Source organism: Nibrella viscosa (assembly GCF_039541875.1).
Classification (GTDB): Bacteria; Bacteroidota; Bacteroidia; order Cytophagales; family Spirosomataceae; genus Nibrella; species Nibrella viscosa.
Genome location: NZ_BAABHB010000006.1, coordinates 68,703 through 85,035 on the forward strand (window position 1 = coordinate 68,703; position 16,333 = coordinate 85,035).

Below are 16,333 nucleotides of genomic sequence, written 5' to 3' on the forward strand. Positions count from 1 at the left end.
GTTTCACCATTTCAATTCCAACCAAAACTGCCGATTTGCGGCATTCTAACCTCTATGCAAAACCCTTTACTTTCGCAGCACTGGCTTCGAACCAATGCCTTTGGTGTGCGAAACCTCAGGACAACCGGCACTTTGCTGCTGCCGGCACTCTTCTGCGTTAGCCTGTCCGTGGCGGCTCCGGCCCCCAGTACTTTCCCCGCTGAGAATCCTGCACGGGTAGTTGCCGACCGCGATCTGACGGGTACGGTAAAAGATGAAAGCGGCAATGGCCTGCCGGGCGTGAGTGTGGTGCTCAAAGGAACCACCAGAGGAACCAGCACCGATGCCGATGGCCGCTACCGCTTAAGCGTACCCGACGGCGGTGGCACGCTGATTTTCTCGTTTGTGGGATACCTCTCCCAGGAGGTAGTGGTCGGCAACCGGACTTCACTTGACCTGGTCCTGAGACCCGATAACAAGATGCTCGAAGAGGTGGTCATCATCGGTTACGGTACAGCTCGTAAGAGTGACCTGACCGGTTCCGTCGCTTCCGTAAAAGCCGATCAGTTGATGGAACGCCCGGCGCCCTCCCTGGCCCAAAACCTGGCAGGCCGTATGCCGGGGGTGCAGGTAAACACCAACTCCGGTCGTCCGGGTGGCCGTACCACCATTCGTGTGCGGGGTTTCAGCTCCATCAACTCCTCCAATAACCCGCTGTATGTGGTGGATGGGGTAATGCTGCCGCAGGGTACCCTCAACCAGTTCAGCTCGGCCATTGATTACATCAACCCCAACGACATTGTTTCCATTGAGGTGCTGAAAGATGCATCGTCCACGGCCATCTATGGGGCACGGGGTGCCAACGGGGTTATCCTGGTGACCACCAAGAAAGGAAAAGCCGGCGACGGGCAGGTAACCTACAATAGCGATTTCAGCGTCAACACCATCGGGCCCAACCGTCCCCGCGTGCTGAACGCTCAGCAATACCTGGATACCGAAATGCTGGCCTGGAAAAATATGGCGAAATATGACCCCGCCGGCTGGGCTGCCGGTCGCTGGGCCTACCTGGATCCGATTGCCCGCCGGAAGGACTTCGCGTCCCGATACCCCGGTGTATTCGACGCCAACCTGAATCCCCTGCACGATACCGACTGGTTCAAAGAAACAACTCAGAACAAGCTGTCGCAGAATCATCAGCTTGGGTTCAGCGGGGGTAACGAGCGGACCCAGTACTCCTTATCGCTGGGCTACCGCGACGATCAGGGGCTGATCAAGACCTCGTACATGAAGCGGTACTCGGGCCGGTTTACGATAGACGATCAGGTGAAAAAATGGCTGAAAATTGGGGGTACGCTGAGCTATAACAACCAGTCGGAGAACCTGGTCGACATCAACGACGCCGTGGCTCGTCAGATCGTGGAAGATTTTCCGTTTCTGCCGGTACGCTACCAGGATGGTACCTACGCCAACAACCGCGATTATCCGTTTGCTGAGGGTACTATGAGTTCGTACCACCGCCTGATGGGCCGAAAGTACATTCTCAATACCCAGACGACGCTGGGAAGCATGTACTCGAACATCAACCTGGCTAAGGGGCTGGAGATGCGCACGGTATTTGGGATCAACGTGCTGACGCAGGAGAACAACCAATCGCAGACCCGGACCCTGAACATCGGCGGAAACGGGAATGCCTCTACCAGCAACTACAAAGAAAGCTTCTGGTCGCTGGAGAATTACCTGACCTACAACAAGCAGTTTGCTAATATTCACTCGATAAACGCCGTAGCTGGTATTTCCTGGCAGGAAACCAATACTTTCAGCATGAGCGCCAGCGTGAATAACTTCGCCACCGACTACTTTGGCTTCAACAACCTGGGAGCGGGTGCCACGAACCCTAATGTGGGCTCAGGCGCGTCACGTTTTGCCTTTAACTCGTACTTTGGCCGGGTAAATTATACCCTGATGGATAAGTACCTTTTTACGTTTACGGGTCGGGCCGATGGTTCATCAAAATTCGGTGCCAACCACAAGTTCGCCTTCTTCCCATCGGCGGCTGTGGCCTGGCGCGTATCGGAGGAACCTTTCCTGAAAGATATTTCGGCGATCTCAAACCTGAAGGTACGGGCCAGCTACGGCTTAACGGGTAACTCCGAAATTCCGCCGTACTCATCACTGGCTCTGTTAAGCTCTAACTACTCGGCCGTATACAATGAAGCTCGCGTAGGCGGAACCGGTATCAGCCGTCTGGCCAACCCGGATCTGCGCTGGGAGAAAACCGCCCAGACCGATGTTGGGGTGGAACTGGGGCTGTTCAATGGCCGCGTCACGCTGGAGGCTGATTACTACTACCGCAAAACAACCGATATGCTGCTCGATGCGCCGGTACCGCAAACCAGCGGCTACGCCACCATCCGCAAGAACATCGGTTCCATGCAGAACCAGGGGATTGAACTGGGCCTGAATACGGTGAACATCAACACCGGCCGGTTCCAGTGGAATACTAACTTCAACATCTCCATGAACCGCAACAAGGTGCTGTCGCTGGCTACACCGGCCGACATCTTCAATGTGGGTGGTCCGAACTTCACCAACCCGACCAACATCATCCGGGTGGGTGAGCCGGTGGGTTCTTTCTGGGGTTTAACGCGTGTGGGTGTCTGGAGCGAAGCCGAGCGTGAAGAAGCGGCCAAATTCAGAAGCTACCGGAATGGTCTGACCATTCTGCCGGGCGACATCAAGTACCTGGATGTGAACGGCGACTACGCCATAACAGATGCCGACCGCAGCATTATCGGTAACGGTAGCCCGAAAGGCTGGGGTGCCCTGACCAACACCTTCAAGTTCGGCAATCTGGATGCCACGCTGGAGCTCCAGTACATGTACGGCAACGACGTCATGCTGATGAACCTGCACCCGAGCGAAGACCGGCAGGCGCTGGCCAACAGCTATACCTCGGTGCTGAACGCCTGGACTCCGCAGAACCAAAATACCATGATCGCCGAGATCCGGGATACCCGCGCCGGCTATGTAACTAACGTAGATACGCAGTGGATCAAGAATGGTTCGTTCCTGCGCGGCCGCAACGTGCTGCTGGGGTATACGTTCCCCAGCCAGGTTACCAGCAAGCTGAAGCTGAACCGCCTGCGGGTGTACACCACTGTGCAGAACTTCTTCCTGCTGGTCGAAGATCCTATCGTGGGTGATCCGGAAGTGACGCCGACCAACCAGGGTAACGGGAACAGCGCCTTCTCGCAGGGTATGATCTGGCACAACTATCCGAAGCCGACCACCTACATGCTGGGTCTGCAGGTTGGTTTCTAATTCAACTCCTAATCCTTAAAGTGACTGTTATTATGAATTATAAAGTGATAAAAAAAGTAAGTAAGGCGATGATGGTGGGGGCTATGCTGATGAGTCCCTTCGGCTGCTCCGACTTTCTGAATGAGCAGGCACCTTCTAACCTGACGCCCGATAACTTTTATACCATTCCGGACCATGCCGAAGCGGCCCTGGCCTCCGTGTACGCCGACCTGCGGTTCTACGGCGGGGGGGCCGGCATCTTCTCGTCGAACTGGCAGTTGCTGGAGGCCCTCACCGGTACCTCTACCACCGAAACCGCCCAGAACTCCGATCTCAACAACCTCTACAGTCTGGTTCACGACGGTTTTACCGCTCATGTGGTTAACTACTGGAACGGCTTGTTCAAAGTGATTTCGCAGGCCAACCAGGTGATTGACCGGGTGCCGCCGATCAATCCGATGCCTGAAGCGCAGAAAAAGAAAATTCTGGGTGAAGCCCGGTACCTGAGAGCGCAGGCTTATTTTACCGCTGTGCAGTTGTGGGGTGATATTCCGCTAATTACCAAGCCGCAGACCGCCGGTTCTGAAGACTTCCTGCCGAAGCGTGCCAACAAAGAGGAGGTGTATAAGCTGATTGTAGATGATCTGTTGGCCGCCGAAGCTGCCGGTCTGCCCTGGATGGACGTTAGTGGCCGGGTTACGCTGGCCGCTGCCAAAACCCTGCTGGCTAAGGTGTATCTGACTATGGCGGGCTTCCCGCTGAACAAAGGCGCATCACATTACAAGCTGGCGGCCGACAAAGCCTTTGAGGTGATCACCTACGCCAACGCCAACCCCGGGGTTATCAACCTGTTCACAAACTACGAGGACCTGCACCGCGAGGCTACCGAAAACCGGGTGGAGCATCTGTTTATGCTGCAATACCACGCCACGGTGGCGGGTAACCCAATGGATAACTATTTCCCGAACTTTAAGCCGGTAACCTTTAACGGACCGGGTGGTACGGGTAGCTCGGTACCGACATTAACGTTCTACAATTCGTACGAGAAAGGTGATTTGCGGGCTAAGAATCAGGAAGGGTTCTTCTATACCAGCTACTTCACCAACGGCAGTGGCGCTCCGTTCGAGTTGGGCGCTCCGTATGTATTCAAGCACTTTAACCGGCTGGCGCTGGGTACCGCCGGTGCACCGGGTACCCGCCAGAATCACCTGAACGTGCCCGTGATTCGCTACGCCGAAACGCTGCTGATCTACGCCGAAGCGCAGAACGAAGTAGGTGGTCCGACCGCAGACGCGTATGCTGCCCTGAAGCGCATCCGCGACCGGGCTCAGCTGACCACGCCGGCCCTGGGCACGTTCAGCCAGACCACCTTCCGCGAGGCCGTATGGCGCGAGCGCTGGCATGAACTCGCCTACGAAGGCATCACCTGGTTCGACATGGTGCGGCTGCGCAAAGTGTATAATGAAAAAACGAATGGGTTCGACAACTTTGTGGGTCACATCAACCTGAGCTCTAATCAGCCACTCCAGGAGAAGCACCTGCTGCTGCCGCTGCCGAAGCCGGAGATGCTGAACAACCCGAACCTGACACCCCAGAATCCGGGTTATCCGAACTAAACTGTTTTAACCCCTCACAAAAAAGCCCAGCCTGTAACAGGCTGGGCTTTTTTGTGAGGGTGTGTACGGATTACCCCCGAAACAGCCCTTCTTCCTGAAGCAGGCTTAGGTTCCAGGGATGAGCGAGGTCATAACAGAGCTGACCATGTTCTATCCGGAGGGGGCTTTCAAAATTATTATGATAGAGTTGCCCGGTACCCAGGCCTTGCGGCAGGGTATTCCGAAGTTGAGCCGTATACTGGGCAATGGCGTTCAGGCCGATGCTGGATTCGAGGGCGGAGGTGATCCACCAGCCGATGTTGAGCCGGCCGGCCAGCTCGATCCACTCGTCGCAGTGCCGAAGCCCACCCAGCAGTGTCGGTTTCAAAACAATATACTGGGGCTGGATCTTTTTTAGCAGCCTGAACTTATCCACGTATTCCATATGGCCGATCAGCTCTTCATCCAGCGCAATAGGCACCGGAGTATGGCGGCAAAGCTCGGCCAGGATGTCGGGCTGATTAGCCCGAATGGGCTGTTCTATGGCATGTAGCTGGAAATTAGCCAATCGTTCAAGCTTCGGCATGACCTCATCGGGCGAGAAAGCCCCGTTGGCATCTACCCGAAGGGTGATCTGTTCCGGGGAAAAGCGGGACCGGATATAAGCCAGCAACTCACATTCCTGCTCGAAATCAATAGCCCCGATTTTCAGCTTTAGGGTGGTATACCCTTCCGCGAGTTTCTCCTCGATCTGCCGGCGCATAAACTCGCGGTTGCCCATCCAGATCAGGCCGTTGATGGGGATGGTACGCTGACCACGGGCAAATTCGTTTGAATAAATAATCCGGTGCCCCCCCGACAGGTAATCGAGCATGGCCGTTTCAAACCCGAACAGAATGCTGGGAAACTGCTGGCTGATTAACTGGTTCAGGATTATGGGTACATTGAACGGAAAGAGCTGCAGATCCAGCTTATTGAAATACTGGCAGATCTGCCCCAGTTGCTCTTCAAAATCCGGCCGGTCGTCGAGACTCAGGCCTTTGAGCGGGCCGCACTCGCCATAACCGGCTACCGACATATCATCGTCGTTGGCGATCCGGATAATGTACGAATCTTTCTGGGTGAGGGTCCCGCGCGATGTACCTGCTTCAAATCGAAAGTGCAGCGTGTATTTCAGGTAGTCGGCGCGAAGACTCATACAAGGAAGTACCGTAGAACGGTTTAGGATTTAAAAAACGCTAAATTTGGACACTAAGTAAAGAAACTATTACGAAAATATTACCAGCTTATTTTTTGACTTATCCCTTCCTTCGTCCCTTCGGTGCTTTCTATGGGTTACTTACAGATGTACGTAACCATCTGTATACTAAACGGTTTATACGGTCGTTTCGCCCGGCGCAATACTGCATAAATATTGGTAATCTGACAGTTGGCGGTACAGGAAAAACGCCGATGGCTGAATACCTGATCCGGCAACTGGCGGAGGGGCATCGGCTGGCTGTGCTGAGCCGTGGCTACGGTCGCCGGACGAAGGGATTCCGGATTGCCGGACCAGCAGATACCGCCGAAACCCTGGGCGACGAGCCGTTGCAAGTATACCAAAAATTTGGCAGAACCGTCACCGTATGCGTTGGCGAACAGCGGGCAGGAGCATTGGCGCAGTTACAGGTGCTGCGGCCGGATATTGATACGGTCATTCTGGATGATGCCTTTCAGCACCGCGCGGTAGAGGCCCATGTCAATCTGCTGCTGAACGATTACAACCGGCCGTTTTACGCCGATCATCCGTTTCCGGCCGGCCGGCTGCGCGAACGGCGGCACGGTGCCCGCCGGGCCGATGCCGTGATCGTTACCAAATGTCCGGACAACCTGCCAAATTCGGATCAGCAATTGATTGCCGCCCGGATTCAACGCTACACCCGGCCCGGAACGTCGGTATTCTTTGCCGGTCTGCGGTACGAGGCCCCGGTAGCCTACGCCAATAACCAGCCGAACAACACCATACGGGAGGTGGTGCTGGTTTCCGGAATTGCCAGTGTGGTCAGCCTGGAAACGTACGTACGCCAGCAGTTTACCCTGATCCGACATCTGACATTTGGCGACCACCACGCGTATACACTGTCGGACCTGGCGGAAATCCGGCAGGCTTGTCCGCCGGGAGCAGCCATTCTGACTACCGAGAAAGACCGGGTAAAGCTCAACGCTCTACTAACCGCAGAAGAGCGTGCCACCCTACCGTTCTATTACCTGCCGGTAGCGGTATACTTTCTGAACCGGGAGGAAGAGTTGCTAAGCCTGCTGACTGTTGCCGGTTGAATATGAACGCATACCTACTTCCGATGAGTTGACTTCAAGGCTGCCATGATTTTGCACCTGTTTCTCCGTACAAACGATTTATTAATCAAAAAGAATATGTAAACTTCTGACAAACAAATCTGTACCAGGTTTATAAGCCTATCGTATGCGCTTCCGGTTCATTATGCTCTTTATCGTCGTCAGCCTCTGCGCCGGCCGTCTTCACGCAAGTCAACCGGTAATTCTCAGCCCGGGACACGCCAAATACATCATTGGACGACACGTTGAATTTTTGCCTGATTCGCTGAATAACCTGACCCTGGAAGATGTACAAAAGCCCGCCATGGCCCAACAATTTCATGCCAATCTGGGGGAAGTACCAAATTTGGTCTCGGCAAATTGCCGTTACTGGTTTCGGTTTCGGGTGTCAAGTCGGGATTTTCGGCCGGAAAGCCGGCATTACCTGGAGATTGCCTTCGGTAATATAAAAGAAATTAACCTGTATATAATTGACCGGAACGGACGAGCTCATCCTTTCCAGGCTGGAGATCAATTTGGAAGTGCCAGTCGGCTCATTTCGTTTAATACCTATGTTTTCCCGCTTCCACTTCAACCGGGTGACTGGTACACCGTGTATATCCGGATTGATAACCGGCAGCTTCACAATTATTTTCCGTTGATAATCTGGGAAGAAAGTCAGTTTCAGAAATACGCCCAAACGGCAGCGTTACTGTGGGGGGGGTACTGGGGGGTTTTGATACTGATGTTTCTTTACCACATTATTATTTTTCTGTTTACCCACATTGTCAATTACCTGTATCTGGGGTTTTATTTATTGTCGTACATATTTTATGAAGCGTGCCGTGGCAGTAATCTGGGTATCCGGTATCTGTGGCCGGATGTTGTCTGGCTGGCCGAACATGGTCTGGGGCTGTTTTCACTGGGTGTTTTTGTGACATTTGTTGTTTTTTATTCCAGAGTACTCAACCTGCGGGTTGCTACGCCACGCCTGTATCGTACGTTATGGGCTTTATGCAGTCTGAGCTCCATGCTTGTGATTATCAATCTGCTGGAAGTATTTCCGCTGTCCCTACAGTTTGTTGCCCTGATGAGTTCCTGTCCCTTGGTGGTTGGGATGTTTGCTGCCGGTGTGCTGACCTGGCGGCAAGGTCAATTGGCGTCCCGGTTTTACGTGCTGGCGTCTATGTGTTATGCCTTCGGGTTTATCCTCTTTGTGCTGAATCGGGTTGGCATTATTCCCGGTATGAGTTTTCTGACCCATTACTCGCAGAATATAGGCTCGCTGCTGGAATTCATATTCATGTCTGTAGGGTTAGCGGCCTATATCCGGAACGAACGCCTGGTGCGCCGGTCTATCGAACGTCAGCGGGAGATAGCCGCTATGGCTGCGTATGAACAGCAGATCCGGAAAAAGGTCGAAATGGAAGAAGCGCTCATGGCCGGCCAGATTCAGGAGCGACGGCGGGTGGCCGACGAACTGCACGACCAACTGGGCAGCGTACTCTTTAGTATTCGAACCCGCCTGGGCGAACTGAAAACCGCCGACAAGCAACCCGCTATCGACCGGAACGCGTTGCATTCGCTGCTGCAGTCGGTGCAGGATGCCTACGACGACATCCGACTCATTGCCCATAACTTCTGGCCGACGGAGCTGGAGGAACGGGGGTTAGGAAGCAGTCTAAACAAATTGACCAGTAGCCTGAACCGGGCCGGTAAAACCAGTTTTGTGTTACAGCTAAGCGGGAAAGAAGATCAGCTCAACCGATCGGCAAAATTTCATGTTTACTGTGTTTGCCTGGAATTGGTTACCAATATCCTAAAGCATGCTCAGGCGAGTGAAGCCACTATTCGGTTTACGGTTGACGACACCCGCCGATGGCTGAAACTCAGTGTTCGGGACGATGGTGCCGGTTTTGATCCGGATCTGATGCCATCGGGTAAAGGGCTGCGCAGTATTCAGGAACGAGTAAATCTGTTGAACGGCACTGTGTTTATTTCCAGTTTGCCGGAGGGAGGGGGTACATGGGTCCAAATTCAGATTCCGATTGACATGCCGGATTTTACAGCCCTGGTGCCTGGTCAGAAACCAAATGGGCCGGTACCGTTTCCGGTCTTATCCTGAGGCTTTGCTGATGGTACCGGTATTATACCAAACCATTGCGGATGGCAAAGTTGGCCAGCCCGACTATACTTTTCACCTTCAGCTTCTGAATCATATTCCGGCGATGGGTATCTACGGTAGCTTCACTGATAATCAGCTTGTCGGCAATTTCGGCGGTGGTGTATTCCTGGGCAATCAAGCGCAGGACTTCAATTTCCCGGGCGGTTAGCTGCCTGATCTGTTCAGGTTGTCGCTCTTCCTGAGATTCTACGAACGTCCGCAGCACTTCCTGACTCATAAACGGCCGGTCGTCGCGCATTACTTCATAGATCGCTTTTCGGAACAAATCGACATCCTGACTTTTGAACAGATAACCCGATACGCCCAGCCTGACAGCGGCATGAATGTCGCTGGGATCTTCCGACATACTGAGGATAAGGACTTTAGTCTTGGGCGATAGGGCACGTAACTGCACCACAAACTCCAGGCCGCTAATGCCCCGGCGCATACGCAGGTCGGCCACCACCACATCTACCAGCGGTTCTTTGCCGGCTCCTTTCCTGAAAAACTGCAGAGCCTCTTCGCCTTTAGTAAAAACCGCTTCTATGTCAATCTGTGGATCGTCGCGCAATAAACTTAACAGGCCGTCTATGACTACTTTATGATCGTCGAGCAGTAGTACTTTTATTTTACCTTTTACCATTAAATATGCAATCAGGGCTTCTTTGTATACATGCATTCAAAAGTAGCGAAACCCAATGATAACTTTTTATACTGATCGCAATAGATGGTTGAAAATTATCAACCCCTGCGAACATGTTACAGACACAGTTACTTCGAACACCGGCGGACCTCCAGCAATTTGTTACGATTTACCACCTACGTAGCCAGGGAATCAGCGTTGATCCGGTATTTCTGGAGCGGGCAACGGTCCGGGTTTTTCTGGATCAGAACCAGCCGGGGGAATGGATTGCGGGCTATTTTGTGAACGCCAATCCTCCGCACCGCTATTTCTCGGTCCTTCCGGCCGACTGCAAGCTGCGGTTGCTTCAGGAAAAGGCAATAGCGGAAGAAGATGTGGCCGAAATCGGCGCTATCTGGATGGATGTCAAAGCGCTGGGCCGGCTTGGTCGCTGGATGGTGTACCTGTTTATGCTGGCCGACGCCTACGCAACCAACCGGCCTTACCTCATTGGGGGCACGGTACACATGCAGCTTCGCGATTTTCAGATGCAGGTTATGAAGCACCCGTTGTTTGAAGGCGATGTAGAAGTGGCGGGGCAGATTCACCATATTTGGGAGTACTACACTAACCGCGACGAGTTGTGGTTCGATTTTCTGAACTTCACCGTACCCGAAATGCGCCGGTACGTAACCCGTGAAACCATTCCGTTCAACCTGGCTCCATTTTGCCGAAGTGCGTGACCGAGTCCATTCTATGTTTCGCTATAAGAGAGATTTTAGTAGCTTTAAGCGCTACTTGATCTCTCTTCTGTCATCTGTTTTATGTTTAGTCCTTTACGGAAATCTTTTTCAACCGGTTCTGTTGATCCCTGTCAGGCTTTTGAAACAAACCCCCTGGTGTTCTGTCAACAGTTAGTTCGGGAAAATCCGCGCGACGAATCGGCCTGGACTTGTCTGATCAAACGCCTGCACAAGCTTTTTGTCAAACACGCGCTCAGCTACGGCACCAGTCCGGAAGCGATTCAGGATCTGATTCAGGAGAGTCTGGTGCAGTTTATGGATGATATCCGGTCCGGAAAATTTATTTGTCAGGGGTATAAACCCATCGGTTACGTGGGAACTATCTGTATAAACAAGTGGCGGGGGTGGTGGAAAAAGCAGCAGAAAGAAACCACCCGCCGGGTCGACTGGGATTCGCTGTTCCGGGAATTTGACGATGACCAGGCCGGCCCGCCCCCGGGCATGGCCGAGGAACCCGATGAGCCCCATGAGGAAGATCTGTGCCGCCGGCAGGCTGCCCGAAAAGCGTATGAAACACTGACGCCGGTGCAGAAGAAATTGATGTGGGAGCATTATGTGAATGGTCTTAAACTAACGGATTTCGAGCAAATGGAAGAGAAGGGAGAGGGTTACGGAAAACTCCTCCATTACCGGGCTAAACGGGAATTTACAAGGCTGTTTCAGCAATTTTATAACGACTGCCGGTCATGGAAGAATTAACGGATAAACAGCATGATGATATTGCCGCTTATCTGGCGGGTCAGATGAGTCCGGCCGAAAAAGCCGGTTTTGAGGAGCAACTCAGCCGGAACGAAGCGTTGCAACAGGAATTACTGGTGCAGCAGCGCATTCGGCGGGGTATGGAACTGCTATCGTTCGAGGAGGAAGCCAGGGCTTTGTTTGCCAGAGCGATGCAGGAGATGACCGCCGAGGAAGAAACAATCGAGATAGCTACGCCGGTTCGGCCGCTCTGGCAACAACCTTCGCTGTGGCTGGCCGCAGCTATGGTAGTGCTCTCCCTGGGACTTTTCTGGAAATTTTACGATGACGACGGGGGGGGCGGACGATCTGATACGCCGGTGGTCCGGACAGACTCCACCACCGACCGCCCAACGCCATCTGATACCAGCAGCCGGATAACGCCAATACCGTCTCCCATACCCACTACCGACCGTGCGGTGCGGCTTGCCGATGCGTATTTTAGCCCCAGGCCAAAGGAGAATCCGATAGCTACCGACCTGCCGGATGAGGCCGATGCGGCTGCAACTACCGACTCGGCCGCTATTGCCCGCGATTCGGCTGCGGTCTGGCAGGGTACGCGGCTGCTCGCGCAGAAGAAAGCAGCAGAGGCTATGGCTCTTCTGCAAAAAACGGTACTTGAAGGCTACCCCGGCCACTGGCGGGCTGCGGCCGAATGGTACCTGAGCCTGGCGTACCTGCAGAATAATCAGACAAGCGAGGCAAGGGCTATCCTGACCCGTATTGCCCGTACTAATGGCCATCCGTACCAGTCGGAAGCCCGGCGACTCCGCAACGAACTGACCCGATAAACAGGCCTGCTAACCACCCGGCTTTGTGTATGAAACTGCTGTTATTTCTGTCCGGCCTGCTGGTAAGCCTGTCCCTTGTGGCCCAGGATACCCAGAACTATGGCCTACTTATGGACGACGAGAGTTACCTGCGGATACCAGCCAAACCCCCGGTGGTCCGTAAATTTGGGTTACAGCAACTGCCTCCGCAGGTATCGTATGAGGCCTACTGCCCCCGCCCGCTCGATCAGGGACCGCACGGTACCTGCCTGGCGTTTGCAATGGGGTACTACCTTCGGACCATTATGGAGGCCCGCCTGCTCAACACCACCAATCCGGCCGCTATCGCTAAACTGGCGTTCTCGCCAACGTACCTGTATGAAGAAGCCAAACTCCCGAACGACCCCTATTGTCAGAAGGGCCTCACGATCGATTTGGCGACTACCGTGCTTCGCCAGCGCGGCATTGTACCCCTGCGGCTGTTGACCTATCCCGCCTGTAATCAGGTCGATACCCGGCGCTTTCAGGCACAGGCGCAGCGCTACCGGGTGGCCGAAACGCAGCGGTTTCTGCAACTCGATGATTCGGCTGCCGATAAATTGGCAAAACTTAAAAACGTGCTGACCGAGGGCTATCCGGTTGTTATCAGCCTGGTTATCACGCCTTCGTTTGACAAGCTGACAAAAAACATCTGGGAGCCGGGCGACGCTGATTATAGCCTGCTGGGCGCTAAACTTGCAGAACGCCAGACAACAGGCAGGCTGGGAACCGGTCATGCCCTCTGCGTGTTGGGCTACAACGATGAGCTGTTTGGGGGAGCCTTCCGGATTGTCAACAGCCGGGGAACGGCCTGGGGCGACAACGGCTTTTGCTGGGTGCGCTATCAGGATCTGGCTGCTTTTGCCCGCTACGGCGTGCAGCTTTACCCGCCGATGACCGAAACCGACACCTACCCGATCGGCGGCATTCAGGCCGCGGTGCAGTTTGAGCAGAAGGGGGTTGGCGAAATGGGACTACACATCGATGAAGCCGCTTCCCGGACGGCCGGTATGCTCGTTTATCGCATGAACAAAGCGAATCGGTCGGGCGATGAATTTAAGTTTCTGGTCGCCAACGACCGGCAAGCGTACCTGTTTGCCTTCGGCACCGACGACCGGCCCCAGTCTGACCTCACCCGGCTCTTTCCGTATACGGAGCAGCGGGCCGACCGTAAGCTTGTCGATTACAGCCCCTTGCTGGGGGCCAACACTACGGTGGCGTATCCGCCCACCAATACCATTGAACTCGATAAGGTAACCGGCACCGATTATTTCCTGCTGCTGTTTGCCAACAGCCCGGTAGAGACCAGCCGGCTTAGCCGGAATCTGCGCAGCGCCACCGGCAATAACCGGCTGGAGCGCTTGCGGAAAGCGCTCCAGCCGGAGAGTCCCATCGACTATACCCGGATTACGTATCAACCAAACCGGATTGCGTTTACCGTTGAACCGGGAGCTGGTGGTAATCTGGTACCCATTCTGGTCCTGATCGATCACCGCTGACCCGGGCCGGGCTGATCACCCGGTGAGCGCAGGATGTTGGCATCCGGCAGACGCCGGTATTGCTCACCGGGGAAGTGTTTTTTGTACAGTTCGTGGGGCAGCATATCCAGTACAACATGCAAATGATTGCCCTCAACTATGTCCTGGGTGAGGGCGTACGCAAAATCAAATGAGCCGGCTTTGGGACTGCTGGTGTCCAGCGAATTGTCCTGAAAATAAGCGCACTGGCAACCCGCAAACTTGCCTTTGCCCCGGAAGGTAGACCACCGGTGGTAATAGGCTCCTGTTCCTTCCCGTTTCCAGTCGTCATTCTCCGAGTCTACCAGGGCATCCACAATCCACCAGTAATCGGAGGGTCTGGTAGCGGGGCAGACATTGAAAAAATTCCGGTTGTAATGCACGTTCTTTTTGATCGCGTACACCTGAATCCGGAAAGAACCCTTGTTGTTGCCGGGGTCCGTGTCGTTCAGATCAAACACGAGGGGGCCGGCAGTAGGTGATAGAAAATACGTTCCCGGAATGTAATTGATACCCCGGTCCCGAACCATCCGTTTCGGATCGATCAAGGTGTGCATGGTTACTTTGGCCGCCAGGTTATCGGTAACATCGACAAATCGGAACAGTTCCTGGCAGGGCGTAGCCCAATTGCCGATTTGGCATACCAACGCCCCGTGGTTGTACGCACTGTATTTGTTATACAGTATAGCGGCCATCGCCACTTTTCCGGTGGCATCAGCAGATTGGGTAAAGGGACCTAAATAGACATCGCCGGAGACTTCAATATACACGTACTCGTCTTTTTCCACCACAAAATTAGTGGTGAGGGGCGTGTCGCGGGTTCCCTCATACACAAACGTTTGGGACCGAACGTAATTGGCCGGCGATTGAGCCGCCCCGGTAAAAGGCAAAGCCAGCATCAGGAGTACGTAGAGCGTCGTTTTCATGGATGTAAAGCAGGTTGCGTTAGCGTTGAACACCCATTGATAACTGGTAGCGGTGTTTGGTTATCAACAGAAGGCGCACTATAGCTTTTTTGCCGGGCGGGCATTGGCGCATTCGCCGAGTCGTTCGGGGGGAACTGGCCCAAACGAAGCAAGCCGGCCCTGGGCATCATACACTTCAATGCGACACTCCCCATTCCGTTTTACCACATACGGTTCACCCGGTCTGTAAACGACGGCTGGTTTCGTTGTTTTTTTTCGGGCAACTACAATCGGTGGTTCATCTGAACCGGGGCATTTACCTATTCTCCCGCCTGTTTCATACCCGCCACGTCCGTTACAGACCACTGCATAGCTGATTCCATTCACGCAGGTGTCTTTGCCTGCTACCACCTCTCCCTGTGGGCAAGGGGGAGTTGGTGTTTGCTGAGCTACGGTTGGTGGAGCAGAATCGGGCCAGAACCAGTACAGCAGCCCCGCCAGCAGGGCCACCATCAGCAGCAGGGCCCACGCGTATTTACGATACCAGGGGACAACCGGCACCGGTTCCGTTTTTAAAGTTGGTTTAGGAGGTTCTGGTGGCGGTACCGGTTTGAATCCCCGCTTACAGGTGGAGCAGTAACTGTCCGAAAACTCCATCATCGTAGTACTCCCAAAATCGGAGGGTTGCAACACTTGCGGCATAGACTGGTACGGGCAATCGGTTTGTTTATCGCACCCTTCCGGCTTGGGTAAATAATAGGGATTATACTTTTTGGGCGGGGTAGTGGAGGGATCCATATAAAAATTTTCTGAATAGGCTGATAACTAAATCAGGTAGCTGGAATAAATGGATGAATTGACAGGTCTGGCAGGTCAATATTACACAATCTGCCGAAAAGGCCTGTATATCAATTATAAAATCATGAAAAGCCGTAGAAAGAATCATGGAATATGGTATTGCGACAGAAAGCCTATCCCAGCAATTTAGGACCTACGTAAAAGTCACCGTTCGCCGGCCGATTTTCCCCGTTCAAAGTCAACTTTTCCAGTCAACCCTGCAGTAAACCGCCATCAAAGTATGCCACATGTCGTATGGGAGCAACCCGCCCAAAACCTCAGAAAAGTAACGCTCACGTTTCCCCCGCTGAATCAGCAGTATGAGTTGCTCCAGGAAGAAATTATAAACCAGCTGGCCGGTAGCGCCGGCAAGTCGGTGCGTATTCATCTGGATTCCGGTCAGTTTGAGGCCGATTTCACCAGCCTGCAATCAATTCCGCAAAAGGCCGGTATCTCCCTGGGCAAATCGGGCGGGGCTGCACCCCTTCCGGGCGGAACGTTCTGCACCATCGAGCAAAACGGACGATGGCTGGGCCTCGACGGCTGGCAGGAGCGCCAGCAGTACGTCCGGCTGAAGCCGGTGAGTATCGTACCTCCGCCGGTTGATGAGCACAAAATCTGCCGCAACCTGGCAGACGGTCAGGTCTGCAATTCCCTGAACCGTCTGGATGCCGTCGTGTGCCGCAAATGCGGATCGGGCGACCATTTTGAGCTTGTTTACCGAAACGTTTAACCGTATAGCGTCCCTTTT

13 protein-coding genes are annotated in these 16,333 nt (G+C 53.9%); 9 read left to right on the forward strand and 4 right to left on the reverse strand.

Going from position 1 to position 16,333, the window contains the following annotated elements:
* Positions 1–54: 54 nt before the first annotated feature.
* Positions 55–3,300, forward strand: a complete 3,246-nt coding sequence (locus ABD931_RS16050; RefSeq protein ID WP_345268823.1) for a SusC/RagA family TonB-linked outer membrane protein — start codon at positions 55–57, stop codon at positions 3,298–3,300.
* A 32-nt stretch (positions 3,301–3,332) separates the two neighbouring features.
* Positions 3,333–4,895 (forward strand): RagB/SusD family nutrient uptake outer membrane protein, encoded by a 1,563-nt coding sequence (locus ABD931_RS16055; RefSeq protein ID WP_345268824.1) that lies wholly within the window; start codon positions 3,333–3,335, stop codon positions 4,893–4,895.
* Between the two features lie 70 nt (positions 4,896–4,965).
* On the opposite strand, the gene ABD931_RS16060 is transcribed toward ABD931_RS16055, so the two are convergent.
* Positions 4,966–6,072, reverse strand: a complete 1,107-nt coding sequence (locus tag ABD931_RS16060; protein WP_345268825.1) for an o-succinylbenzoate synthase — start codon at positions 6,070–6,072, stop codon at positions 4,966–4,968.
* 95 nt (positions 6,073–6,167) lie between these two features.
* Between ABD931_RS16060 and lpxK the strand changes: the two genes are divergently transcribed.
* Both lpxK and ABD931_RS16070 read left to right on the forward strand, forming a co-directional pair.
* A complete protein-coding gene (lpxK, locus tag ABD931_RS16065; RefSeq protein WP_345268826.1) occupies positions 6,168–7,190 on the forward strand; it encodes a tetraacyldisaccharide 4'-kinase in 1,023 nt (340 codons plus the stop codon).
* 145 nt (positions 7,191–7,335) lie between these two features.
* Positions 7,336–9,312: a sensor histidine kinase gene (locus tag ABD931_RS16070; protein ID WP_345268827.1), complete on the forward strand. Its 1,977-nt coding sequence runs from the start codon at positions 7,336–7,338 to the stop codon at positions 9,310–9,312.
* Between the two features lie 22 nt (positions 9,313–9,334).
* Here the strand turns inward: ABD931_RS16070 and ABD931_RS16075 are convergent, their stop codons facing one another.
* On the reverse strand, positions 9,335–10,030 hold the full coding sequence (locus ABD931_RS16075; RefSeq protein ID WP_345268828.1) for a LuxR C-terminal-related transcriptional regulator: 696 nt from the start codon (positions 10,028–10,030) through the stop codon (positions 9,335–9,337).
* Between the two features lie 77 nt (positions 10,031–10,107).
* On the opposite strand from ABD931_RS16075, the gene ABD931_RS16080 reads away from it, so the two are divergent.
* The 4 genes from ABD931_RS16080 to ABD931_RS16095 all read left to right on the forward strand — a co-directional run bounded on the left by ABD931_RS16080 (position 10,108) and on the right by ABD931_RS16095 (position 13,822).
* Entirely contained in the window at positions 10,108–10,716 is a 609-nt protein-coding gene (locus ABD931_RS16080; RefSeq protein WP_345268829.1) for a hypothetical protein, read from the forward strand.
* Positions 10,717–10,872: 156 nt separating this feature from the next.
* A complete protein-coding gene (locus ABD931_RS16085) occupies positions 10,873–11,475 on the forward strand; it encodes an RNA polymerase sigma factor (protein WP_345268830.1) in 603 nt (200 codons plus the stop codon).
* Entirely contained in the window at positions 11,463–12,305 is an 843-nt protein-coding gene (locus ABD931_RS16090; protein ID WP_345268831.1) for a tetratricopeptide repeat protein, read from the forward strand. Before ABD931_RS16085 ends, ABD931_RS16090 begins: the two co-directional genes overlap by 13 nt.
* Positions 12,306–12,334: 29 nt before the next feature.
* Entirely contained in the window at positions 12,335–13,822 is a 1,488-nt protein-coding gene (locus ABD931_RS16095) for a C1 family peptidase (protein ID WP_345268832.1), read from the forward strand.
* Here the strand turns inward: ABD931_RS16095 and ABD931_RS16100 are convergent.
* Both ABD931_RS16100 and ABD931_RS16105 read right to left on the reverse strand, forming a co-directional pair.
* Positions 13,813–14,766 carry a hypothetical protein gene (locus ABD931_RS16100; protein WP_345268833.1) on the reverse strand — a complete coding sequence of 318 codons (954 nt, stop codon included), beginning with the start codon at positions 14,764–14,766 and terminating at the stop codon, positions 13,813–13,815. The genes ABD931_RS16095 and ABD931_RS16100 overlap by 10 nt on opposite strands.
* Before the next feature lie 78 nt (positions 14,767–14,844).
* Positions 14,845–15,543 carry a hypothetical protein gene (locus ABD931_RS16105; RefSeq protein WP_345268834.1) on the reverse strand — a complete coding sequence of 233 codons (699 nt, stop codon included), beginning with the start codon at positions 15,541–15,543 and terminating at the stop codon, positions 14,845–14,847.
* A gap of 280 nt (positions 15,544–15,823) precedes the next feature.
* Between ABD931_RS16105 and ABD931_RS16110 the strand changes: the two genes are divergently transcribed.
* A complete protein-coding gene (locus ABD931_RS16110) occupies positions 15,824–16,315 on the forward strand; it encodes a hypothetical protein (protein WP_345268835.1) in 492 nt (163 codons plus the stop codon).
* Positions 16,316–16,333: the final 18 nt, after the last annotated feature.

Excerpts from the sequence above, each read along its gene's own strand:
- ABD931_RS16055 (WP_345268824.1), top strand. The coding sequence starts at position 3,333 with ATGAATTATAAAGTGATAAAAAAAGTAAGTAAGGCGATGATGGTGGGG.
- ABD931_RS16060 (WP_345268825.1), bottom strand. The coding sequence starts at position 6,072 with ATGAGTCTTCGCGCCGACTACCTGAAATACACGCTGCACTTTCGATTT.
- ABD931_RS16110 (WP_345268835.1), top strand. The coding sequence starts at position 15,824 with ATGCCACATGTCGTATGGGAGCAACCCGCCCAAAACCTCAGAAAAGTA.
- ABD931_RS16095 (WP_345268832.1), top strand. The coding sequence starts at position 12,335 with ATGAAACTGCTGTTATTTCTGTCCGGCCTGCTGGTAAGCCTGTCCCTT.
- ABD931_RS16075 (WP_345268828.1), bottom strand. The coding sequence starts at position 10,030 with ATGCATGTATACAAAGAAGCCCTGATTGCATATTTAATGGTAAAAGGT.
- ABD931_RS16090 (WP_345268831.1), top strand. The coding sequence starts at position 11,463 with ATGGAAGAATTAACGGATAAACAGCATGATGATATTGCCGCTTATCTG.
- ABD931_RS16100 (WP_345268833.1), bottom strand. The coding sequence starts at position 14,766 with ATGAAAACGACGCTCTACGTACTCCTGATGCTGGCTTTGCCTTTTACC.
- ABD931_RS16105 (WP_345268834.1), bottom strand. The coding sequence starts at position 15,543 with ATGGATCCCTCCACTACCCCGCCCAAAAAGTATAATCCCTATTATTTA.
- ABD931_RS16080 (WP_345268829.1), top strand. The coding sequence starts at position 10,108 with ATGTTACAGACACAGTTACTTCGAACACCGGCGGACCTCCAGCAATTT.
- ABD931_RS16070 (WP_345268827.1), top strand. The coding sequence starts at position 7,336 with ATGCGCTTCCGGTTCATTATGCTCTTTATCGTCGTCAGCCTCTGCGCC.
- ABD931_RS16050 (WP_345268823.1), top strand. The coding sequence starts at position 55 with ATGCAAAACCCTTTACTTTCGCAGCACTGGCTTCGAACCAATGCCTTT.